The following is a 23432-nucleotide window of genomic DNA, read 5'->3' as shown; positions in this document are numbered from 1 at the left end:
AAATTTATGTTGAGTAAAGATCTAGAAGCCACACTCAATTTAGCGTTCAAGGGTGCTAGAACTAAGCGTCACGAATTTATGACGGTTGAGCATTTATTACTAGCGCTATTAGATAACAGTGCCGCACAGGCTGTATTAAACGCATGCGCCGCCGATCTTGGTAAATTAAGAACTGCCTTAATTGATTTTGTCGATACTACAACGCCATTGATTCCGGTCGGTGATGAGGAACGTGAGACACAGCCAACGTTAGGCTTTCAGCGGGTATTGCAACGTGCCGTGTTTCATGTGCAGTCCTCCGGCAAGAATGAAGTGACCGGTGCGAACGTGTTGGTCGCCATCTTCAGTGAGCAGGAAAGCCAGGCCGTATTTTTACTCAAGCAACAGAGTGTTGCTCGGCTCGATATCGTTAATTATATTACTCACGGAATTTCTAAGGTCGAAGGCGGACAAAGTCCCTTGGATGGAGAAAATTCTGAGCGTGAGATCAATAGTGAAGAAGGTTTTGCTCAGGAGGGCGCAGAGGCGACGGCGCTTGAGAGTTATGCCACCAACCTTAATGAACAGGCTAGGCTTGGTAAAATTGACCCGCTGATTGGCAGAGACAGTGAGGTGCTTCGTGTCGCGCAGATATTAACTCGTCGTCGAAAGAATAACCCCTTGTTAGTCGGTGAGTCTGGCGTTGGTAAGACCGCCATAGCAGAGGGCCTGGCCAAGCTTATTGTCGACGGTGATGTACCAGAGATATTATTGGAAAGTGTTGTTTATTCGTTGGATCTCGGTTCGTTGTTGGCGGGAACTAAGTATCGAGGTGATTTTGAAAAACGTTTTAAAGGCTTATTGGCTGAGCTTAAAAAGCAGCAGCATGCGATTCTTTTTATTGATGAGATACATACGATAATTGGTGCTGGCGCCGCCTCCGGTGGTGTGATGGATGCCTCTAATTTGCTTAAGCCACTGCTAAGCTCAGGTGATATGCGCTGCATTGGGTCAACGACTTTTCAAGAGTTCCGAGGTATCTTTGAGAAAGACAAGGCACTTGCTCGTCGATTCCAGAAGATTGATGTACTTGAGCCATCAACAGATGAAACCTATCAGATTTTGAAAGGTCTGAAGTCTCGTTTTGAGGCGCATCATGAGGTTAAATACACTTCCAAGGCGCTGAAAGCGGCTTCAGAGTTAGCGGATCGTTATATTAATGAGCGTTTTTTGCCTGACAAGGCCATCGATGTGATTGACGAGGCCGGTGCATTCCAGCGATTGCAGCCTATAAGTAAGCGGAAGAAATTGATAGGTGTCGGTGATATAGAGCAAATCATTGCCAAGATTGCCCGTATTCCCGCTAAGAATGTATCCAGCACGGATAAAGCGGTGTTGTCCAAGCTTGAAGATAATCTCAAGATGACTATCTTCGGTCAGGATGATGCGATTACTGTGTTGTCTACTGCGATCAAATTGTCTCGTGCTGGCCTGCAAACTGGTGATAAGCCCGTTGGTTCTTTCCTGTTTGCCGGTCCTACTGGAGTTGGTAAAACGGAGGTTACCAAGCAGCTATCAAAGCAGCTCGGGGTTGAGTTGATTCGTTTTGATATGTCGGAGTATATGGAGCGTCACACCGTTTCTCGTCTTATTGGTGCGCCACCGGGTTATGTGGGCTATGACCAGGGCGGTCTGTTGACAGAGGCTGTTAGCAAGGCTCCGCATAGTATTGTTTTACTTGATGAAATTGAGAAAGCGCACCCGGATGTTTTTAACCTGCTGCTGCAGGTAATGGATCACGGTACACTGACAGATAACAATGGTCGTAAATCAGATTTTCGCAACGTCATTTTGATTATGACAACTAATGCTGGCGCCCAAGATATCAGTCGGCGCTCGATTGGTTTTTCTAAGCAGGATCACACAACAGATGGTATGGAGGTCATTAACAAGACCTTTACGCCAGAGTTCCGCAATAGGATTGACAGCATTATTCAATTCTCAAGCCTTAGCACTGATGTGATTTTGACCGTTGTCGATAAATTTCTTGTCGAGCTGCAAACACAGCTGGATGACAAGAAAGTAGTGTTAGAGATCGATGACAGCGCCCGCCATTGGCTGGTAGAGAAGGGCTATGATGTGCACATGGGGGCGAGGCCGATGGCTCGCATTATCCAGGAGCACATAAAAAAGCCGCTTGCAGAGATGGTTCTTTTTGGTGAATTGGCGCAGTCTGGAGGCAGTGTCCACATTACTGTTGAGAATGATGGCTTGGTGTTGGAAACTGAAGAGATGGTCGTTGCTTGATGCTTTGCATCAGCTAAGATCAGTCAAAAAAATAGCGGCATTAGCCGCTATTTTTTTGATTTTTCACCAAGTATTAACGAGCGCGGTATGTGATGCGGCCCTTGGTCAAATCATAAGGTGTTAGCTCTACGCGAACTTTGTCGCCAGTCAAAATGCGGATATAGTTTTTGCGCATCTTGCCAGAAATATGGGCGGTAACAATGTGTCCGTTCTCTAGCTCAACGCGGAAAGTTGTGTTCGGAAGGGTGTCAACAACTTCCCCTTCCATTTCAATCTGGTCTTCTTTTGCCATGCGGCGCTTCACCTTTGTGTTAAAAACGTTGTGTTTTAATTGTGCAATTTCCCAGCAGGCCATATATGGAAGCCAAATCACTGAGAAAATAATTTCGCGCAATTTTGCCTTAAATTAATAAAATAAGCAAAGACTCTAGCCAGATATGCCGATTAATTCGCACCACTCACCTTCTTTAAGAACTTCAAGCGGCTGGAATTTGCTTTTATAGGACATTTTATCGCAGTGTTCAATCCAGTAACCAAGATAGATGTATCGAAGCTGTAATTGTTTGGCTAGGTCAATTTGTCTGAGTACTGCGTAAGTTCCAAGGCTCCGTTCTTGCGCTGCGACTTGATAAAAGGTGTAGACTGCCGCAAGACCATTATTCATCTGATCCACAACAGCAACAGCCATTAAATGGTTTTCCGTGTCTCGGAAGCAAAGATACTGAGTAATTCCCCACTGTGATGACAGAAAAGACTCGTATTGCTCTCGGCTGGGTGGGAACATGTCTCCGTCGCTGTGTTTTTGATTAATATAGCTTTCATATAAATGGTAAAACTCGTCGCTACTGATGTCATCAATGATTTCACAGCTTAAGTCTTTGTTCTTGTTTATTACCCTTCGTTGGCTGCGGCTGGGGGAAAAGCGATTAACATCCAATCTGGCGGCGAGGCAGGCAGTGCAGCTGTCGCAGTGAGGTCGGTAGATGTGGCTACCGCTGCGGCGAAAGCCGATATCTGAAAGCTTGCTGTAAAGGTGCTTGTCGACCTCGGCGCTGGGGTCGACAAACAACGTGACAGCTTGCTGGCCATCAAGATAGCTACAGTTGTGTGGGTGGGTGGCATATACCTTTAAATCGGCCATGGTATGTCACTATCCGTTTGATTTATTGGCGGGCTCGGCCAATGACTATTTGGGGCTTGCACAGCCGTTGCTAATCGTGCAGAAAATTCACCCCGTGATATTGCTTGGGCGCCTAATGATAATAGATGGTCTGTCGCCACTTGGCAGTCAATCAGGGTGAAGTCCCATGCGGATAATTGCTGAACCAATGTGTGCAGAGCGAGTTTAGAGGCATTGCTACGATAACTGAACATAGATTCGCCAAAAAACACCTTACCTATTGCGATGCCGTAGAGGCCGCCAACTAATTCTCCTTTATCCCAAACCTCGACACTGTGGGCGTGGCCCAATTGATGTAAGTGGTTGTAGGCGGCTTCCATGTCGTCGCTGATCCAGCTGCCCTCTAACTGCTCGCGGCTTTGCCTGCAGTGGTGCATTACTTGGCCAAATGACGCATTAATAGAGCATTCAAAAGTCGTTTTGCGAAGAAATTTCCTAAAACTTTTGGCAAGATGCAGATTGCTTGGTTGTAGTACTGTTCTTGGATTAGGGCTCCACCAGAGGATTGGCTGATCATCGTTGTACCAGGGGAAGATACCCAGGCTATAGGCGTAAAGCAGCCTAGCAGGTGTTAGGTCGCCACCCGCCGCGAGTAAGCCGTCGGGATCCTCTAGGGCTGTTTCGACGGCAGGAAAACTGAGGTCGTCATCGTGTAACCACGGTATCGGCATAATATTTGGCCGACAACCTGTTTGGGTTGTCGGCCTGCAGCTCTTATTGGTTATCTAAGAAGCGCTCGGCATCAAGGGCTGCCATGCAACCGAAGCCCGCCGAGGTAATTGCTTGACGATAAATGTGGTCAGCTACATCGCCAGCGGCAAACACGCCATCGACGCTACATTGCGTGGCATTGCCTTCCGTGCCGCTGTTAATTTTAAGGTAACCATCTTTCATGTCTAGCTGACCTTCGAAAATCCCCGTGTTTGGCTTGTGACCAATGGCGATAAAGACGCCATCAACATCAATCTCTGTCGCGGCACCATCTACAGTGCTGTTAAGACGCAGGCCTGTTACACCGCTATCATCGCCCAAGACCTCGTCCAGAGTATGGTTCCACATCAGATTGATATTGCCATTTTCGGCGCGATCCATGATTTTGTCTTGCAGTATTTTTTCACTACGCAAGCTATCGCGACGATGGACAAGTGTCACCTCCGAGGCGAGGTTAGAAAGATAAAGGGCCTCTTCAACAGCGGTATTGCCGCCGCCGATGACGGCAACTTTCTTGCCGCGGTAGAAAAAACCATCGCAGGTGGCACAGGCACTCACGCCTTTACCCATGAAAGCTTCTTCAGAGGGTAAACCTAAATACTGAGCTGAGGCGCCGGTGGCAATAATCAATGAGTCACAGGTATAGGTGGCGTTGCCGCCCATTAGACGAAATGGTTTCTGTGATAAATCAGTACTGTCGATATGATCAAATAGTATCTCGGTATCAAAACGCTCAGCATGTGCCTGCATGCGCATCATCAATTCGGGACCTTGTAAGCCTTCTGCATCACCGGGCCAATTGTCGACATCGGTGGTGGTGGTCAGTTGGCCACCTTGTTGCATACCGGTGATAACCACTGGATTGAGGTTGGCACGTGCTGCGTAGACTGCAGCGGTGTATCCGGCAGGGCCAGAACCAAGAATGATTAAGTTGTGGTGAATGACTTCGCTCATTGTAAAATCCCAATAAAAACTTGAAGGTAGTGAAACCAGATTGAAAAATAGTTATTGAAGTAGAATGTTAGGGCGGTGTCGACATATTTAAAGGCATCGGACTTATTTTTTATCCTGTCGATACAATCACTTTAACTATTTAGTGATGATTGACTTATCTGTTAGGATATTAACTCTGTTGATTTCACCTGAAGAGTAAAAATATTACCGTGGCAAAGCAGTCAATTACAGCAGCACAATCATCCGATCGAGGCCTCTCGCCCAGACTTAGAGAGGGTGCGTTAATTTCCCTGGTCACCTTGTCGAGTTATTTGATGCTGGCTTTATTGAGTTATTCCGGCTCTGATCCAGGCTGGTCATTTATTGGCACGGCTGCTCAGGTAGATAATGCTGCCGGCCGTGCGGGTGCCTGGTTGGCTGATGTATTGTTTTCAATGATAGGTTATAGCGCCTATCTAGTGCCTATCATGCTGGCTTATCGTGGCGTGATTTTGTTCAAGGCGCGCTATGACTCTATTGCTATTCCCGGTTGGTTAATTTTAATTCGTCTTTTCGGCTTTGTCTTTGTTGTTATTGGTTTGACGGGGATGTGTCATATCGCCACGGTTGAAACACAGTCGCTACTGCCTATGGGCGATGGTGGCGGCATCGGCATTGCGATCGGTGGTTTTGCCCTGTCTGCCTTCAATGTATTTGGCGCTCAACTTGTTTTACTGGCTATATTTTTGGTTGGTTTAACCTTGTTTACGGATTTATCGTGGTTTTGGTTAATGGAGCAAATCGGGCTTGCGGTGATCAATGTGTCTCAACGCTGTGGCGGCTTATATCGACAGTTTATGGAGCGCCGGCATGAAAGGAAGCTGGCCGATAGAAGTAAGCTCAGCCGCAAGCAAGCGGTTGCCAATGAAATAGAGCGGGTTAAAGCCAAACCGGTGGTGAAAATTGCCCCCCCGGTGAAGGCTGTAGAGCAATCGAAGCGTATTTTGCAGGAGAAACAGACAGATTTATTTGAAGACTCTGGTATGGGAGAGGGAACTCTCCCTAAGTTAGAGTTGTTGACGGCGAGAGAGCCCAGTGAAGACAGCGGTTATAGCAGCGAGACGCTGGAGGCGATGTCAAGAATGCTGGAACTCAAGCTGCTCGACTTCGGTGTCAAGGCTGAGGTGGTGTCGGTGGCACCGGGGCCGGTTATCACACGCTTCGAAATACAACCTGCCGCTGGCGTTAAGGCTAGCAAGATATCAGGCTTGGCGAAGGATTTAGCACGTTCATTGGCGATTGTGAGTGTGCGAGTGGTTGAGGTCATTCCGGGCAAATCGTTTATCGGCATCGAAATCCCTAATGAAGACAGAGAGATGGTATCGTTGGCGAAAATATTGTCGTCAAAGACCTTCGATGATAGCCGGTCTAATCTTACCATGGCATTGGGCGATGACATCAGTGGCCAACCGGTGGTAGCCGACCTGGGTAAAATGCCGCATTTGTTAGTCGCCGGTACAACGGGTTCGGGTAAATCTGTCGGCGTCAATGCAATGCTATTGAGCCTGCTGTACAAGTCGACACCCGATGAGGTTCGGATGATTATGATAGATCCGAAAATGCTCGAACTCTCGGTCTACGATGGTATTCCTCATTTGCTTACCCCGGTGATCACCGATATGAAAGATGCGGCTAATGGCCTGCGTTGGTGTGTGGCAGAAATGGAACGTCGCTATGAATTAATGGCGGCAATGAAGGTCCGAAATCTAGCGGGATATAATAAGAAGGTGAAAGATGCCATAGCAGCGGGTGAGCCACTAACCGACCCCTTATGGCAGCCGGCTGATACCTTCAGTGCCAATGCGCAGCTCAACATCATACCCGAGCTGGAAACACTGCCATCGATCGTCGTTGTAATCGATGAGTTCGCCGATATGATGATGATAGTGGGTAAGAAAGTCGAGGAGTTGATCGCTCGTATTGCCCAAAAAGCACGCGCGGCAGGTATTCACCTTATTTTAGCTACACAGCGTCCTTCTGTGGATGTTATTACAGGGCTTATTAAGGCTAACGTACCCACTCGTATCGCTTTTCAGGTTTCGTCAAAAATTGACTCAAGAACCATTTTAGATCAAGGCGGTGCTGAACAGTTATTGGGGCAGGGCGATATGCTCTATCTACCTCCGGGTACCGGAGTCCCCATCCGCGTTCACGGCGCTTTTGTCGATGATGATGAGGTGGTAAGAGTGGCGGAAGACTGGAAGAAAAGGGCTGTTCCGCAGTATATCGACGGTCTGCTCGACGACGGTGCCAATACAGAGGTGCCCGGTGTGGCCAGTGAAGATGGCGAAAAGTCTGAGCAAGATGCGCTTTACGATCAAGCCGTCGCCTTTGTAACGGAAACTCGCAAGGCGTCGATCTCATCGGTACAGCGACACTTACGTATCGGTTATAACCGCGCAGCTAATCTCGTCGATGCGATGCAGATGGCCGGTGTTATTTCTGGGCCCGGGCACAATGGCGCCAGAGAAGTATTGGCCGCAGCGCCCCCTAAAAACTAATTCTTTACCCTATATAGTGAGCTTCCATTGATTAAATCAGTATTAAAATCGATCCAATTGGGCGTTTTGTTTGTCGCTGTTTCAGCTTCGGTCATGGCGCGATCAGATGACGGTAGCTCTGTGCAATTGAGCCAACTGTTGGCCGGTACGCACAGCTTTCAAGCAAACTTTGAGCAACGACTCAGTGATGAGGATAATCAAATAATGCAACAAAGTAGCGGCACTATGATTGTGATCAATAGTGGTAAGTTACGCTGGCAAACTGAGCAACCGTTTGCACAGCTGGTCGTCACCGATGGCCACAAATTGTGGCGCTATGATGAAGATTTGGAGCAAGCGTCCGTGGGCTCGTTTAGTATCGATCTAGCGCAGACTCCAGCAATGATACTGAGCGGCAAGGTGGAAGAGCTTGACCAGCAATATACCGTCACAGGCCAGATTGATGAGCAATCAAACGGGCAGTTTACCCTGATACCAACATCGACTAATTCTCTGTTTGACAGCTTAGTCATTCGTTTTAATCAGGGGCGGGTCAGCGCTATGATCTTGCTAGATGGTTTTGGCCAGACCACGGATATACAGTTCTCAGAGGTTGTGGTTAACGCAGCGGTTAATGATGACCTGTTCAGCTTTACCCCTCCACAGGGTACCGATGTTTTGGTCGAGCAATAACGGTGCTGTTTGATAGCACTAATCATGATAACCAGCCATTAGCGGCGCGCATGCGTCCTGAGGCATTGGAGTATTACAGCGGTCAAACACACATCCTGGCAAAAGGTAAGCCACTGAGGGATGCGCTCGATCGCGGTCAGTTGCACTCCATGATTTTATGGGGTCCTCCGGGTGTGGGTAAAACCACGTTGGCAAGATTGATTGCCCATGTCACCGATGCCTATTTCGACACTCTATCAGCGGTTTTGGCTGGCGTTAAGGATATCCGTGAGGCAGTTGAGCGGGCCAAGCAACGACGCGCGATGCATGGTACCAACACCATATTGTTTATCGATGAGGTTCACCGCTTTAACAAATCACAGCAGGATGCTTTCTTGCCGCACATTGAAGACGGTACTGTTATTTTCATTGGTGCGACCACAGAAAATCCGTCTTTTGAGCTCAACAACGCCTTATTATCTCGTAGTCGAGTCTATGTTTTGCAGTCGCTGCAAGTGGCCGATATCGAACAGTTATTACAGCGTGCTTTGACCGAGCCCCGTGGAGGGTTGATCCAGCGAAATATTACGGCAAATAAGCAGGTGGTCAACAGTATTGCCATCGCAGCCGATGGTGATGCTAGACGAGCGCTTAACATACTTGAGGTGGCATCCGATCTCATGTCACCTGACAGCGGTAACACGGAGATCAATCAAGCATTATTAGACCAAGTGTTGGCCGGTGAGGTTAAGCGTTTCGATAAGGGCGGCGATATTTTCTATGAGCAGATATCAGCCCTGCACAAGGCTGTCCGAGGCAGTTCGGCTGACGGTGCGCTGTATTGGTTTTGCCGAATGATTGATGGTGGCTGTGACCCTCTTTATATTGCGCGTCGCCTGACGACCATGGCCAGTGAAGATATTGGCAATGCCGATCCCAGGGCCCTGGAAATCACACTCAATGCTTGGGAGGCCTTTAAGCGTTTGGGCAGCGGTGAGGGTGAACGGGCTCTGGCTCAGGCTGTGCTGTATCTTGCCGCGGCGCCTAAAAGTAATAAAGTCTATACTGCCTTAAATGAAATGATGGCGTTGGTAAAAAGTACCCCGGGTTACGATGTACCGATGCATTTACGCAACGCACCAACATCTCTGATGAAAGACCTAAATTATGGCGGAGAATACCGCTATGCCCATGATTATCCCGGGGCGTTTGCCGCCGGTGAGAGTTATCTACCGCAACCGTTGCACGCACTGCGGGTCTATCAGCCCAGTGATAGAGGACTGGAGATTAAAATTGCTCAAAAGATTGAGCATCTCAATGCACTGGATGAGGCCAGCGATTGGCGGCGATACCCTGATGACTAAACAGAGGACGCGGAATGGTACACTCCCTTTTCACCTGGCTTAGTATTGCCGCTGGTGGCGCTATTGGTGCCTGCCTGCGCTTTGCCTTGAGCACCCATATTAACAAAAACGTGATTGTTCATCAGCATCTACAGATCGGCACATTAATGGTTAATGTTATCGGTTCTGCTGCAATGGGCATTATGTATGTTTTGATTACAGAAAAAGCACATCTGCACCCTGATTTTAAGGGCGTATTAATGGTAGGATTGCTCGGTGCTTTCACCACCTTCTCGACCTTTTCGATCGAGACTATAAATTTTATTGAGAATGGCCACCCTCAGGTGGCGATTGTCTATGTTTTAGCCAGTGTGTTGCTCTCGATTGCCGCTGCTTGGGTAGCGATAATTGCAACGAGAATGATTTAATTTATTAGGAACGAACATGTTAGACCCGAAACTTCTGCGCGCCAACCCCGAAGAAATAGCTGAAAAACTAAAAATCAAAGGGTATGAACTCGATGTAGCGAGCTTTAAGTCGCTAGAGGCACGCCGAAAGCAGTCCGATGTTGAAACTCAAAGTCTTCGTGCCGAACGCAAGGCGGCTTCTAAGAAAATTGGTCAATTGGTTGGCTCCGGCATGTCTGTGGACGAGGCCAAGGCTGAGGTCAATGAGACGTTATCGAAGATTGATCAGCAATTAGGTGAGCTTGAAACAGTGGCAAGCAGTATTCAACTGGAACTCGATAATTGGATCATGGCCATTCCTAATTTGCCCGATGCCGAAGTACCCGCCGGTGCTGATGAGGACGATAACATTGAGGTGTCAACCTATGGTGAGCCAAAGGTCTTTGACTTTGATGTTGTTGATCACGTTTCTCTCGGTGAAAGCATCGGTAACGAATTAGACTTTGCCGCTGGCGCCAAGCTTGCGGGCTCACGCTTTGCCGTGATGAAGGGCGGCATTGCCCGACTGCACCGTGCGCTGGCACAGTTTATGCTCAACACCCACGTCGATCAGCACGGCTACACCGAGGTCAACGTGCCGGTTATTGTCAATGCTGATTCCTTACGGGGTACTGGACAGCTGCCAAAATTTGAAGAAGATCTTTTTAAGTTGCAAGGAGATCGATCTTTCTACTTGGCGCCTACAGCAGAAGTGCCGGTTACCAATCTCTATCGTGATGAGATTGTGGATACATTACCCCTTAAGTTTACCGCACATACTGCCTGTTTCCGCAGCGAGGCAGGCTCTGCTGGTCGTGACACTCGCGGCATGATTAGGCAGCACCAGTTCGAGAAAGTTGAGTTGATTCATTTCTCTGCACCGGCAGAATCAAATAATGCCCTGGAAGAATTAACCGGCCATGCTGAAGCTATATTGCAGGCACTCGAACTGCCCTATAGAAAGGTTATACTCTGTGGTGGTGATCTTGGCTTCTCTGCACGTAAAACTTATGACTTAGAAGTATGGTTGCCAGGGCAGGCTAAGTTCCGCGAAATCAGCTCCTGCTCAAACACTGGTGATTTCCAATCACGCAGAATGAAGGCTCGCTGGAAAAACCCTGAGACGGGAAAAAATGAATATCTGCATACACTGAACGGTTCTGGGCTGGCTGTCGGTAGAACCCTGGTTGCGGTCCTAGAAAATTATCAGAATGCCGATGGCAGCGTGACGGTGCCAGAGGTGTTAAAGCCCTATATGGGTGGACTAGAAAAAATATCTTGATCAATCAGGCAAAAATAATGGGCACCCCTAGGTGCCCATTTTTGTTTTAAGCGTTGTCATAACAAAGAATAATGAGCATTACCGAGGTTTTACGTGGAATATTTACCGCTGTTTTATGATATGAAATCGAAAAAATGTCTGGTTGTTGGTGGTGGATCTATTGCCACCAGAAAGGCGCAGTTAATTGCAAAGTCTGGGGCCATTATCGATGTCATCGCCCCACAGGTTGATCAGACATTAGCGGATCTGATTACAAACATAGGTGGTATTCTACATCGTGTTAAATACAGTGCTGAACTGGCCCAACAATATACACTGATTATTGCTGCTACGAATGATGACGAGATAAATGCCGCCGTTTCACGTGATGCGCAGGCCAATAATATTCCTGTTAATGTGGTCGATAACCCTGCACTTTGTAGTGTAATTCTGCCCGCGATAATTGATCGGTCTCCGGTTGTTGTTGCGGTGAGCAGTGGTGGCCAATCACCCGTTTTGGCGCGCATACTTCGGACCAAAATAGAGACGCTTATCCCCTCAGCCTACGGACGCTTAGCGGGCTTGGTCGGCTCTTTCAGAGAACAGGTAAAAAAACGCTTCTCAACCATCGATCAACGTCGACTATTTTGGGAGGAAACTCTCGACAGCCCCGTGTCTGAATTGGTTTTTGCTGGCAAGGAAGAGGCGGCGGCAAAACTATTGGCACAAAATCTTCAAGACGATACAGATTATGAGCGCGGGGAAGTATACCTCGTCGGTGCCGGCCCTGGGGACCCTGATCTATTAACCTTTAAGGCGTTACGGCTAATGCAAAAAGCCGATGTGGTCTTATACGACCGCCTTGTTGCAGATGAAATTGTCGATCTTTGCCGAAAAGATGCCGAGCGGATTTATGTGGGCAAGGCTAGATCGAATCATTCAGTGCCTCAGGGTGAAATCAATGACTTGTTGGTGAACTATGCACAACAGGGCAAAAAGGTCGTTAGGCTAAAGGGTGGGGACCCCTTTATCTTTGGTCGTGGAGGCGAAGAGATCGAACAGTTAGCGGATTTAGGCATTCCATTTCAGGTTGTTCCTGGTATTACTGCCGCCTCTGGTTGTGCCAGTTACAGTGGTATTCCATTGACACACCGCGATCATTCTCAATCGGTCACGCTGGTAACAGGCCACTTAAAAAATAATACCACGGATTTAAATTGGCAAAAGCTTGTCTATAGCGATCAGACAGTTGTTTTTTATATGGGCTTAACGGGTCTTCCTATTATCTGTCAGAAGCTGATTGAGCACGGTCGAGCACCGACCACGTCAATTGCGTTGGTGCAGCAGGGGACAACGCGTCACCATCGCGTGATTACTGGCAACCTAGAGACCATTGTCAACTTGGTTGCAGAAAAAGAAGTAAGGGCGCCAACGTTAATTATTGTTGGTTCAGTAGTGGATTTACATCAGCAATTAGCCTGGTTTGATCCTGCCTTCGGCGCTATTGGTAGCAGTTAATTTTATTATTTGGGTGAGTTATGACTTCATTTGATTACGATTTATTAGTTATAGGTGCGGGTTCTGGTGGTGTACGTTGTGCACGTATGTCTGCCAGTTTTGGTGCCAAGGTAGCCGTAGTAGAAGGCCAGTATTGGGGCGGTACCTGTGTCAATGTTGGCTGTGTACCTAAAAAACTCTATAGCTACGCAGCTCATTACCATGAAGATTTCACCGATGCTCGTGGCTTTGGTTGGTTAGTCGACAAGCCCAGTTTTAACTGGCCAACGCTGCGCGATAATAAGACCAAAGAGATCAAACGACTGAACAGTATTTACACCAATATGCTCTCTAACGCGGGTGTAGAACTCATTCATGGTTATGCCACAATGCTGACAAAGCATGAACTAGAGATTGTCGACAGTGATGGAAACAAACAGACGGTAACGGCCAAGAATATACTGTTGGGCACCGGCGGCAAGCCTGTTTTGCCTGAGATTATGGGCATTGAAAAATCGGTGGTGTCAGATCAGGTATTTGATTTGGATACCTTTCCAAGGGTACTGACTATCTTGGGTTCAGGTTATATTGCTGTTGAATTCGCCTGTATTTTCAATGGCCTTGGCGCTGAGGTGCATTTAATCTGTCGTGGTGACAGAGTGTTACGCGGATTTGATAACGAGATTGCCTATGAGTTAACGGCACAGATGCAACAAAAAGGTATTACCATACATTCAGAAACACTGCTGAGCAGTGTCGAGGGTGAGCAGGGAGACCTAACACTGACCCTGGCTAATGGTACACGCATAGCAACCAACCAGCTGATGACGGCTGTCGGGCGCTCGCCAAATCTCGAGTTTATCGGCAGCTTGGCGGATCAATTGAGCACCGATCAGCGTGGTTATGTTGTGGTCGATGATAACTTCAAGACGTCGATCGATAACGTCTATGCTGTTGGCGACTTAATCGGCGGCATGGAATTGACGCCTGTGGCACTTGCAGAGGGCATGGCTGTTGCCCATGAGCTATATTCAGAGCAGTCAAAGCCAGTCGATTATCGTGATATTGCAACGGCAGTGTTTTCGCACCCTAACATTGGTACGGTCGGCCTCACAGAGGAACAAGCCAGGGAGCAGTACAGTAATATTGACGTTTTCAAAAGTAAATTCCGTCACATGAAGCATACGCTTAGTGGCAATGAGGAAAAGACACTGATGAAAATTATTGTTGATGCTGATACCGATAAGGTTCTTGGTTTGCACATTTTAGGCAGTGATGCGGGTGAGATAGTCCAGGGCTTTGCCGTGGCGCTCAAAGCAGGGGCTACAAAGGCGACCTTCGATGCCACTATTGGTATCCACCCAACGGCGGCTGAAGAATTGGTGACCATGAGGGAGCCGAGCTAACTGGCGACCGGCGTAAAAAAGCCGCTAAACCCGATTGGGTTTAGCGGCTTTTTTACGTCTGCTAGAGCTGACGTTGTTGAATATTGATGCTGTCGATTAAGATATAGCCACTTTCAGTCAAATAGATGTCATCGTCATCATTTGTTGAATCATCAGCCCCTTTATCACCTGATTTGTGATCTGTGTCATTATCGGATTTTTCTTTATCATCGATCGATGTTAGCAGTTCAAGGCCTTTTGCTTTTCTTCTTTTGTTTTCGATACTTAGCTGCTGTTCCTTATGGTCAATCTTTTGTTTTTCTCGAATCGCCTCGTTAAGTGATATCGAGGTGCGACTATTAATAAGATCACGCAGTGCTAGTTGGTCGTTGAGATAGGTAAAATCGGGATCATCTGCCATTCTTTTATGGTGGTTCTTCGATAACTCGGGCAGCATAGAAGTGATTTCAAAATAGAAGTCATGATTAGCTGGCGAGATTGCATCCCAGGCAAGGGCATCTTCCAGTGTCGATTCTCCTACCCGTTCCACATCATAAATAGCTGGGAATTTCAGATCGGGAATAACACCACGATGCTGTGTAGAGTCACCCGATATACGGTAAAATTTTGACTCCGTTATTTTTAATTCACCATGTTGCAAAGGCATTAGTGATTGAACGGTACCTTTACCAAAGGACTGGCTTCCGACGATGACTGCACGTCGATAATCTTGGATTGCACCGGCGAAAATCTCAGAGGCAGAGGCGCTCATTCTATTAATCATTACAACCAAAGGACCATCATAATAAGGCTTTCCAGGCATTTTCCCCTGGCGGCCCATTCGACCGTCACCGTTCTTAATTTGCACCGTTGGGCCAGAAGAGATAAACAGACCAGTCAGCTCGTTTGCTTCTTGTAGTGAACCGCCCCCATTCTCTCTCAAGTCGATGATAATGCCCTCAGCACCATCATCAGTTAACTCCTTAAGTAATTTGCTGACATCACGGGTTGTACTTTTATAGTTTGGATTGCCTTTACGCAATTCGGCAAAATCGATATAAAAGGTTGGCACACTGATAACGCCGACTTTTCGAATCTTGCCGTCATCATAGAGTTCAAGCATTTGTTTCTGTGCTGACTGGTCTTCAAGCTTGACCTTATCTCTAACAATTTTAATGGTTTTGGTCTTGTCGTCGCTTTCGGCATCAACGGGAATGACTTCAAGCCTGACCGTACTGCCTTTTTTTCCGCGGATCTGATCTACCACTTCATCAAGCCGAAGGCCGATGACATCTTCTATGTTGCCATTATTGCCCTGTCCAACGCCAACAATGCGGTCAGAGGGTTGCAATTTACCGGTTTTCTCAGCGGGACCACTGTGGATCAAGCGTACGATTTTGACGTATTCATCTTCCTTCGATAAAACGGCCCCAATACCTTCCAGTGACAGGCTCATATTGATCTTGAAGTTTTCCGATGTCCGGGGAGATAAATAATTGGTATGTGGGTCGTAGAGCTGAGTGTATGAATTGATAAATAACTGGAAGACATCTTCAGTTTCAAGCTGGCTAATACGTTTTAGCTGGTTTTGGTAGCGTTTAAGCAGTAGCTTCTCGATTCCTTCTGAGTCTTTACCGTCGAGGCGAAGGTTGAGCACACTGGCTTTGATGCGTTTTCGCCATAGCTCATCGGCAGCGGCAGCATCTTTAGGCCATTGCAGGTTCTCATCATCAATATTGATGCTTTCATCGATGGTAAAATCGAAGCTATTGATCGTCTCGGGAAGGTTGTCGATAACGCTGTTGAGGCGGGCTTCAACTCGCATTTTATACAGTCTGAATATCTCATAACCTGCATCCAGCTTGGCGGCCCGTAATTGATTGTCGAGATCATCTCTGTATTGACTGACGTTGTCGATATCAGCTTGCAAAAAATAGCTCTTCGCTGGGTCTAAAGCCTTTAGGTAGTTGTCGAATAGGTGTTCCGACAAACCGTTATCGATGGTAAGTTTTTCATAATGTCGCTGATTTAAGGTGGTTAATATTTCACTGGTAACCTGCTCGTGAACAGGCAGGGGAGTGAGGGTATTAGTCTTATCAGTTTGACTATGAGACAGCGGAGCAATAGTTAAAAGGGTTGAGAATAGCGCTGTAGCAAGTGTGGTCTTCAATAATTTCATAAATAGACTATTTCTTCGGTGCTGATAAAAGGACAAATATCACGACGGCGGATGATTGTAAGATGCTGATATTTAAGATTATCTTTCTGTATTCATTATGTTTGTTAGTTAGCATAGCGTTTTTTGTTAATAAAGCCTAGCAGACTTATCAGTTATGTAGTCAGCAGTTATAATGCTGTGAACTATTTGCCGGAGTTATTATTGTGTCTGTACGAAAGCCTCCTAATATCGATCGAGGAAAACATTGTTTAAGAACCTACGCAACGTTACGGATTTATCCTCAAGGGATTTCCGCCGACGAGGTCACCACAGCTCTGGCTACTCAACCCACCAAAATTTGGCGAGTATTATCAGGTAAACCTTTTGATGGCTGGTTTCTTACAACCAAGGGGATTGTTAACTCGGTAGACACGACATCACATATCAGCTACTTACTTAACTTGTTAGAGGCCAATACTGCGTTTGTTGAGCTGTTATTAGGGGCAGGATCTACCGTCAATATCATTAACTTTTGGCATTCAGATGGCCAGGGTGGACCGGGGTTGAATTGTGACTTAATACGACGGATGGCACGCCTTGGCATAGAAATAGATTGGAATGTTTACCAACAAGCTTAGTTGCCGCTAAATGTTACTATTGTGTAAAGATCAATGTTATCAATTGCACCCTTAGATAAAAGAAATTAGCTTACTAGACCTCTCTCATAACTATAATTATAAACGGGTTATCGATGTCTGATGTTAATTTGAGCTCTTCTGCTGTGACAGCCAAGGACAGCAAGTTTTTTTATGGCTGGAAAATCGTCTTTGTTGCCATGCTGTGCCAAGGTATGTCGCTTGGTCTTTTTTCCAGTGCTTATAGCTTTTACATTCCTATCTTAGAAAATGAATTTGGCGCCAGCCGAAGTCAGAGCTCAATGGGGTTGTCTGTGCTGATGCTGCTGGTTTCAATAGTGGCTATTTTTTTCAGCAAAGCCATTGATAAGGGAGCAGTTAAGGCGGTGATGGCAGGCGGTGTTATTATTGCCAGTGTCGGTTTAGTCGCGGTTTCATTATCTGACTCGTTATTTATGATGGCGCTGTGGTTTTGGCTGTTGTGTGGTTCGGGCTTGGCAATGTACGGTGCCATGCCATCGGCAGCGTTGGTAAATAATTGGTTTGATAAGAAACGATCGATAGCGCTGGGTATTGGTCAGACAGGCATGTCGTTCGCAGGCTTTTGTATTCCTTTTATTATAGTGTTGTTGATAAACTCTATTGGATGGCGAATGGCGTTAGTGGCTATTGCAGCTGTATTACTAATCTTGGTATTACCAATCATACTAAAGTTTGTTGTAAAGCATCCTCAAGACATGGGATTAAAGCCTGACGGTAATCCTGATTATGTGCCTGTACCTACTCAATCAGACGCCTTGGGTGATGTTTTTAGCGATCGTTTTTTTTGGATTGTCGTTGCTATTTTTTCATTGATCTATACAAGCTCGACTACGATTACCATGAATATGATTGCCTTTGCTGGCTCGCTGTCTATCAGCCCTGAGGATGGAGCCTTATTGGTTTCGGCTATTGCAGGTGTCGCTTTTTTCGGCAAGTTGTTTTTTGGCTGGCTCAATACGCACTGGGGCAGCAAGGTCGTTCTGCTAATTATTGTCAGTGCGCTGGGCATAGGCTGGACAGTGATGATAACAAGCCAAGGATTTTATGAGTTACTTGGCGGTATTATCATTTATAGTTTTGCTTTTGGAGGCTCTATACCTCTGCAAGCTACCTTAATTGCCGATAGATTTGGCAGTCATCGTTTTGCACGTGTCTACGGCGTCAACTCATTGTTAATGATGCCTGTGTTTGCGGTCATCCCGCCGCTGGTCGGGGTTATCTATGACCAGTCCAATAGCTATGTCACGATGCTGCAACCTTTTATTGCGGGTTTTGTGCTGTGTTTTATCCTGGTGTTAGCGCTGCCAAAAAAACCAGCCTAAGATAATGAGAAAGCGCTAGGTAAATGGCAGGAACTCCGCTAGCATTTGCGCTATTTTTTAATAGATTGGAAATTCTGTCATGACTGATTTACTTTCAGCACTGCAACAACGTTATGCAACAAAGGTCTACGATAGTAGCAAACGTGTCAACCAAGAAACGTTGTCCTTGCTTATGGAGAGTTTGAGGTTGTCTCCCTCATCAATTAATAGTCAGCCCTGGCATTTCTATTGTGTATCCAGCCCAGAAGTTAAGCAGATGATTGCTGATTGTAGTTGGCCTGCCAATCAGCAGAAAATCAATGATTGCTCACATGTTATTGTTTTTGCAGCTAAGACAAGCTTTGATCGTGAGGACTGTCGCGACATTGAAGCGTATGCAGCCAATCAAAGAGGTGTTGAATTAAACGAGCAACGACTGTCGATGATGAGTGGCTTTGTTGATTCGTTAGGCGATGACAGTATTCCGCACTGGACTAAGCATCAAGTGTATTTGGCCTTGGGGCAATTTCTTTTATCGGCGAAATTATGTGGCTTAGATGCCACGCCGGTTGAAGGCTTTGACAGTGATGCCTTAGATCAGTCGCTAAAATTGAGGGAGCAGGGTTTTAGCTCAACGGTTATTGCCTTACTAGGCTATGGCGCAGAAGATGATTTCAACCGACCAGAACAGGCGGCCAAGGTCCGTTTCCCATTGGATCAGGTCATTAGTTTTATCGACTAGTCGCCTTGAAGGGAAACTGAATAATATTGCTCTGCTTGCTGCTGTTGTCTTCGTTATTCTCCAGCAGTGGCATAATCTGTTGCTGGCAATATGTTTGTGTCGCTGTGAGCTGTAAATCAATGCCGATATTGTCCAGCATATTCGTCAAATATTGCTGGACCAAATCGATGGCGCTGGCGCGATTATTGATTTCTGTATTCAACGCAATAGTGACATCAAATAACTCTTCAAATACCTGCGGTAACTGCTGAGTCAATTCGTAGCGTGTAATAACCTGTTGCTTTACCTGTTGCATGGCAAGTTCAGACTCTGCGTGATGATCGACAATAAAATCAGGTAGCGGCAGATAATTGTTCATGGCAAATTCGACCATTTTTTGTTGGTCACAGGATAAATTGAAAATAAAACCAATTTCAGACAAAATCCGCATGACAAAAATTTGTTTGAAGTTGGCCAGGTCCTCTGTGGTAACATCTGTAAAAACAACCACATATCCGCTTATTCGATGCTGAACTGAAATGCACAGGTATTCCTCAATAAAAAAAGAAGAGGCATACCAGTGGTGGGTTGACTCTAACGCGTGATCGTCATTAGCGCTGTTAACTGGGTATTCGAATTGATTGGATAAGCTTTGACTAAGATAGAGTTGCATAGCTGTGCCTGAAATCTCAGCCTCATTGTTTTTATTGGGTGCATGATCAACCACAATCATAATGTTTTTAGTACTTTAAACAAAGTCATTTTGTTATCTTTGCAGTCTGTTACCATTATTTAGGGTGACATATCTGTCTTTTGGGCGTTACGGTTCTGGGGTGAAGGTTTGGTTGAGAAAGCATTTTTAGCGGTATTGGTTTATGCCTGCGTATTATTTGCCGTTGCCTGGTATGCCAATAAACATGGCCAAAAGATGAAGCGATTTCACGGCTATGTTTATGCATTGTCTATTGCGGTTTACTGTAGTTCCTGGACATTTTTTGGCGCTGTTGGTCGTTCAGCCTCCAACCCATGGGATTATCTGCCGATCTATTTAGGCCCAGCCTTAACCTTTATCGTTGCCTGGCCCATGTTACAAAAACTGGTGCTCACGGGTAGAAAACAACACGTGACCACGGTGGCAGACTTTATTGGGTCCCGATACGGGCGCAGTAGACTGCTGGCAGCAGTGGTTACTTTTATCGCCGTGGTAGGTTCACTGCCCTATATATCATTACAGTTACAGGCTATCTCGATGGCCTGGGAATATATCGCTCAAGTTGATCATGTCAAGGCTACTGAGCTCATCCCTCTCGATGGTTCCTTTGTTATTGCGATGACCTTGGCTGCTTTTACCGTGCTATTTGGTACACGGCAATTGGATGTAAGAGAACGTCATCGTGGCATCATGGCTGCTGTTGCTGTTGAATCTGTGATTAAATTCTCTGCATTTGCCATTATTGCGTTATTGAGTGTTTATGTCTTGCTCAATAGTAATCAAATTTCGTTAACGGCCAATGTCGATCGCTGGCGTTATAACTTCATTTCGGCAGACTTTATTACGGTAACAGTACTAAGTGGTTTTGCAATATTCTGTCTACCACGCCAGTTTCATGTTGCCGTAGTCGAATACCAAGGTGACAGTGATACCAAAACTTCTCGCTGGCTGTTCCCCCTTTATGTTTTACTGTTTGCCGTTTTAATCGTTCCCGTGAGCCAATTAGGCTTTTCAGCTTTTTCTCCCAACCCCAGCATTCCTGCAGATGCTTATGTCTTAAGTATTCCCATGCTATTTGGTAATGATTGGCTGGTTGTTTTGGCTTTTATTGGTGGTATATCCGCGGCAACGGGCATGGTAATTGTGGCAACAATTGCATTGTCGATAATGTTGTCTAACGAGTTGTTGTTGCCGTTAAAGCATAAATTGCATCCCGCTGCAGTATTCCAGCCTCACCAACTGAGTGCCGATATTAGAAGTATCAGGCGTTTTTGCATTATCTTTATTTTAATCATGGCTTGGGTGTTTAATCATGTTTTGAGTAAACATTATGCATTGTCTGAGATTGGCTTAATGTCTTTTACTGCGCTGGCTCAGTTATCACCGGCTATTGTGGGCGGTCTCTATTGGCGCAGGGGACATAGAAACGGCGTCTTGATTGGCTTGTTGTTAGGCTTCACGGTGTGGTTTTATCACATGCTATTGCCATTTTTGACGGCAGAAACTGTATCTAATTTCTCTGAAGGTCTATTTGGCCGGGGATATTCGCCTTTGGGTTCTATGCAGCTAACCGATTTAACGCAAGTTGTTTGCTATAGCCTCAGCCTTAATGTGTCCTGTTATATTATCATTTCAATGTTATCTCGCCAGTCGGCTGTTGATCAGCGCCAGGCAGAGGGCTTTGTCGATCATACGCCTGTTGATACTCCTCAACAGGACGATTATGAGTTGACCACCTTATTAGTTGCAGATTTAAGAAATATATTAGATCCGTTTTTGAGTGAGGGGCGACAGCAACGTTTTTGGCAAAAACTAGAAAATAAATATCAACACCCATTATTGTCGCTGGATAAGGCGCCGTTTTTTGTCACCCGTACCGTTCAATCTGAGCTAGCCGGCATTATTGGTGCGGCTTCGGCCCAGGAAACTATCAGTTTATTAGAGCAAAAACAGCGTTGGGATGTTGGCGACATGGCTAAGATTGTGACTAATGTTAGTCAGCAATCGATGTTCAATAGAGACTTGCTTGAGGTTACCGTTGAAAGTATTAGTCAGGGAATTTGTGTTGTTGATAAGGATTTGAATCTGGTGGCATGGAACCACCGTTACAAGGAAATTTTTCAATTCCCAGATAATATATTGTTCATCGGCACACCCATCGCTGAGGTTTATCGTGTCAATGCCGCACGTGGTTATTTGATTGTAAAAGAGGGGGATGTAGAAGCTGCCGTTGATAAGCGGTTGGCGATGCTGCGAGTTGGGGCACCAATTCGCTATGAGCGAAAAATCCCGACTGGAGAAACATTGCAGGTTGTTGGCCGTTCACTGGCAGATGGTGGTTATGTGACAACCTTCAGTGATATTAGTGATTATAAAGAAGTTCAGCATGACCTGCAGCTTAGTAAGCAAGGCTTGGAGCAGCGTGTTTCTGAGCGAACCTCAGAGTTGCAAGAAATGGTTGAGGCGCTCGCGGTAGAAAATAAATTACGCTCAACGGCCGAAATTAAGCTCAAACAAGCTCATGAGGACAAGAGTAAGTTTCTCATCGCCACCAGCCATGACCTGTTGCAACCAATTAATGCGGCTAGGTTGTTTGTCGCGGCGGCTAAATCACATTTCGACAACGCAGATTATCAGCGTTTATCAGAAGATATCACCAACCTGGACTTGTCTATTCACAGTGCCGAACAGTTAATCAGTGCGTTGAGGGAAATATCAAGACTAGATAGTGGTAAATATATGGTGGTTGAGGAGGTGATTGCCTTTGATAGCTTCATCGCAGAGCTATTACCTGAATTTGTTATTATGGCCGAGCAAAAATCAATTGGTTTTAAGGTTGTGTCATCCGGAATTTTTATTCGTAGTGATAGGACGCTGTTACGTCAAATTATTCAGAATATTGTTGGCAATGCGATTAGTTATACCCAACGCGGTCGGGTAACGATTGGCTGTCGCCGTTACCAGGATACGGTATCAATTCAAGTGTGGGATACCGGCATAGGTATAGCTGATCACGCGATAGATATCATCTTTAGAGAGTTTCAACGTGGCGACGCCGAAGGGCATGACCAGGGGCTTGGTCTAGGTCTGGCTATCGTGAAGCGTGCAGCACGGTTGTTAAAAGTCAATATTGGTGTGCATTCGACGCTGTCGAAGGGCAGTTGCTTCAGCGTGACTGTGCCCAGAGTGTTAGGTGTAGATCTGGATGATATGCCGCTAAGCAATGCGGGGATTAACCGCAATACAAATGCCAATAAAACGATTCTTTGTGTCGACAACGAGGATAAAATTCTTGTCGCGATGAGCAGTTTATTATCATCGTGGGGGTATAAGGTGATTACCGCCTCAAATACCGCTCAGGCTATAGAGAGTTTGTCAGACCAACCATCAATAATGATATTCGATTATCACCTCGATCATGACAAAACAGGCATTGAGGGTATAGAAGCGTTAAGGCGGCAATTTAAAGCGTCTATACCTGCTATTTTGGCCACGGCGGATAATAGTGACTCAGTAAAACATAGAGCAAAGAAAATCAATGTGGACGTATTGACCAAACCGATCAAGCCTGCGGCACTGAGAAACACTCTGCGGCAATTATTACGGTAA

18 protein-coding genes are annotated in these 23432 nt (G+C 46.2%); 12 read left to right on the top strand and 6 right to left on the bottom strand.

The window, feature by feature from the left end; all coding sequences use genetic code 11:
- Nucleotides 1-6: 6 nt before the first annotated feature.
- The gene (clpA, locus tag L9P87_RS02045) at nt 7-2286 is read left to right on the top strand and encodes an ATP-dependent Clp protease ATP-binding subunit ClpA (protein ID WP_237443004.1); all 2280 of its coding nucleotides are present in this window, start codon (nt 7-9) and stop codon (nt 2284-2286) included.
- 73 nt (nt 2287-2359) lie between these two features.
- On the opposite strand, the gene infA is transcribed toward clpA, so the two are convergent.
- The 4 genes from infA to trxB all read right to left on the bottom strand — a co-directional run bounded on the left by infA (nt 2360) and on the right by trxB (nt 5131).
- On the bottom strand, nt 2360-2578 hold the full coding sequence (infA, locus tag L9P87_RS02040; RefSeq protein ID WP_237443003.1) for a translation initiation factor IF-1: 219 nt from the start codon (nt 2576-2578) through the stop codon (nt 2360-2362).
- A gap of 135 nt (nt 2579-2713) precedes the next feature.
- Nucleotides 2714-3427 carry an arginyltransferase gene (locus L9P87_RS02035; protein WP_237443002.1) on the bottom strand — a complete coding sequence of 238 codons (714 nt, stop codon included), beginning with the start codon at nt 3425-3427 and terminating at the stop codon, nt 2714-2716.
- Entirely contained in the window at nt 3415-4140 is a 726-nt protein-coding gene (gene aat / locus L9P87_RS02030; protein WP_435531793.1) for a leucyl/phenylalanyl-tRNA--protein transferase, read from the bottom strand. Before aat ends, L9P87_RS02035 begins: the two co-directional genes overlap by 13 nt.
- Nucleotides 4141-4180: 40 nt before the next feature.
- Nucleotides 4181-5131, bottom strand: coding sequence for a thioredoxin-disulfide reductase (trxB, locus tag L9P87_RS02025; RefSeq protein ID WP_237443000.1), 951 nt, complete (start codon nt 5129-5131; stop codon nt 4181-4183).
- Between the two features lie 209 nt (nt 5132-5340).
- Between trxB and L9P87_RS02020 the strand changes: the two genes are divergently transcribed.
- The 7 genes from L9P87_RS02020 (at nt 5341) to gorA (ending at nt 14275) form a co-directional block, all read left to right on the top strand.
- Entirely contained in the window at nt 5341-7671 is a 2331-nt protein-coding gene (locus L9P87_RS02020) for a DNA translocase FtsK (RefSeq protein ID WP_290368475.1), read from the top strand.
- 27 nt (nt 7672-7698) lie between these two features.
- Nucleotides 7699-8343: an outer membrane lipoprotein periplasmic chaperone LolA gene (lolA, locus tag L9P87_RS02015; RefSeq protein ID WP_354001873.1), complete on the top strand. Its 645-nt coding sequence runs from the start codon at nt 7699-7701 to the stop codon at nt 8341-8343.
- Nucleotides 8340-9686 carry a replication-associated recombination protein A gene (locus tag L9P87_RS02010; RefSeq protein WP_435531792.1) on the top strand — a complete coding sequence of 449 codons (1347 nt, stop codon included), beginning with the start codon at nt 8340-8342 and terminating at the stop codon, nt 9684-9686. The genes lolA and L9P87_RS02010 overlap by 4 nt, the downstream gene beginning before the upstream one ends.
- A gap of 14 nt (nt 9687-9700) precedes the next feature.
- Nucleotides 9701-10093, top strand: coding sequence for a fluoride efflux transporter CrcB (crcB, locus tag L9P87_RS02005; protein WP_237442998.1), 393 nt, complete (start codon nt 9701-9703; stop codon nt 10091-10093).
- Between the two features lie 16 nt (nt 10094-10109).
- Nucleotides 10110-11393: a serine--tRNA ligase gene (serS, locus tag L9P87_RS02000; protein WP_237442997.1), complete on the top strand. Its 1284-nt coding sequence runs from the start codon at nt 10110-10112 to the stop codon at nt 11391-11393.
- Nucleotides 11394-11486: 93 nt separating this feature from the next.
- Nucleotides 11487-12890, top strand: coding sequence for a siroheme synthase CysG (gene cysG, locus L9P87_RS01995; protein ID WP_237442996.1), 1404 nt, complete (start codon nt 11487-11489; stop codon nt 12888-12890).
- Nucleotides 12891-12910: 20 nt separating this feature from the next.
- On the top strand, nt 12911-14275 hold the full coding sequence (gorA, locus tag L9P87_RS01990; protein ID WP_237442995.1) for a glutathione-disulfide reductase: 1365 nt from the start codon (nt 12911-12913) through the stop codon (nt 14273-14275).
- A gap of 61 nt (nt 14276-14336) precedes the next feature.
- On the opposite strand, the gene L9P87_RS01985 is transcribed toward gorA, so the two are convergent.
- Nucleotides 14337-16433, bottom strand: coding sequence for a carboxy terminal-processing peptidase (locus L9P87_RS01985; protein ID WP_237442994.1), 2097 nt, complete (start codon nt 16431-16433; stop codon nt 14337-14339).
- Between the two features lie 203 nt (nt 16434-16636).
- Here L9P87_RS01985 and L9P87_RS01980 point away from each other — a divergent pair, with 203 nt between their 5' ends.
- The 3 genes from L9P87_RS01980 (at nt 16637) to L9P87_RS01970 (ending at nt 19132) form a co-directional block, all read left to right on the top strand.
- Nucleotides 16637-17050: a DUF4279 domain-containing protein gene (locus L9P87_RS01980; RefSeq protein WP_237442993.1), complete on the top strand. Its 414-nt coding sequence runs from the start codon at nt 16637-16639 to the stop codon at nt 17048-17050.
- A gap of 113 nt (nt 17051-17163) precedes the next feature.
- The gene (locus L9P87_RS01975; RefSeq protein WP_237442992.1) at nt 17164-18411 is read left to right on the top strand and encodes an MFS transporter; all 1248 of its coding nucleotides are present in this window, start codon (nt 17164-17166) and stop codon (nt 18409-18411) included.
- 79 nt (nt 18412-18490) lie between these two features.
- On the top strand, nt 18491-19132 hold the full coding sequence (locus L9P87_RS01970; RefSeq protein WP_237442991.1) for a nitroreductase family protein: 642 nt from the start codon (nt 18491-18493) through the stop codon (nt 19130-19132).
- Here L9P87_RS01970 and L9P87_RS01965 read toward each other — a convergent pair.
- Nucleotides 19122-19784 carry a DUF6933 domain-containing protein gene (locus tag L9P87_RS01965; RefSeq protein ID WP_237442990.1) on the bottom strand — a complete coding sequence of 221 codons (663 nt, stop codon included), beginning with the start codon at nt 19782-19784 and terminating at the stop codon, nt 19122-19124. The two genes, L9P87_RS01970 and L9P87_RS01965, sit on opposite strands and share 11 nt — an antisense overlap.
- Before the next feature lie 168 nt (nt 19785-19952).
- Between L9P87_RS01965 and L9P87_RS01960 the strand changes: the two genes are divergently transcribed.
- A complete protein-coding gene (locus tag L9P87_RS01960; RefSeq protein WP_237442989.1) occupies nt 19953-23432 on the top strand; it encodes a PAS domain-containing hybrid sensor histidine kinase/response regulator in 3480 nt (1159 codons plus the stop codon).

Source organism: Sinobacterium norvegicum (genome assembly GCF_923077115.1).
Classification (GTDB): Bacteria; Pseudomonadota; Gammaproteobacteria; order Pseudomonadales; family Sinobacteriaceae; genus Sinobacterium; species Sinobacterium norvegicum.
Note: the sequence above shows the minus strand (reverse complement) of the source record. Positions and strands in the feature narration are given on the sequence as shown.

Bases quoted from the DNA above. Each gene is read 5' to 3' on its own strand.
- clpA (WP_237443004.1), top strand. From the start codon at position 7: ATGTTGAGTAAAGATCTAGAAGCCACACTCAATTTAGCGTTCAAGGGT.
- infA (WP_237443003.1), bottom strand. From the start codon at position 2,578: ATGGCAAAAGAAGACCAGATTGAAATGGAAGGGGAAGTTGTTGACACC.
- L9P87_RS02035 (WP_237443002.1), bottom strand. From the start codon at position 3,427: ATGGCCGATTTAAAGGTATATGCCACCCACCCACACAACTGTAGCTAT.
- trxB (WP_237443000.1), bottom strand. From the start codon at position 5,131: ATGAGCGAAGTCATTCACCACAACTTAATCATTCTTGGTTCTGGCCCT.
- crcB (WP_237442998.1), top strand. From the start codon at position 9,701: ATGGTACACTCCCTTTTCACCTGGCTTAGTATTGCCGCTGGTGGCGCT.
- serS (WP_237442997.1), top strand. From the start codon at position 10,110: ATGTTAGACCCGAAACTTCTGCGCGCCAACCCCGAAGAAATAGCTGAA.
- gorA (WP_237442995.1), top strand. From the start codon at position 12,911: ATGACTTCATTTGATTACGATTTATTAGTTATAGGTGCGGGTTCTGGT.
- L9P87_RS01985 (WP_237442994.1), bottom strand. From the start codon at position 16,433: ATGAAATTATTGAAGACCACACTTGCTACAGCGCTATTCTCAACCCTT.
- L9P87_RS01975 (WP_237442992.1), top strand. From the start codon at position 17,164: ATGTCTGATGTTAATTTGAGCTCTTCTGCTGTGACAGCCAAGGACAGC.
- L9P87_RS01970 (WP_237442991.1), top strand. From the start codon at position 18,491: ATGACTGATTTACTTTCAGCACTGCAACAACGTTATGCAACAAAGGTC.
- L9P87_RS01965 (WP_237442990.1), bottom strand. From the start codon at position 19,784: ATGCAACTCTATCTTAGTCAAAGCTTATCCAATCAATTCGAATACCCA.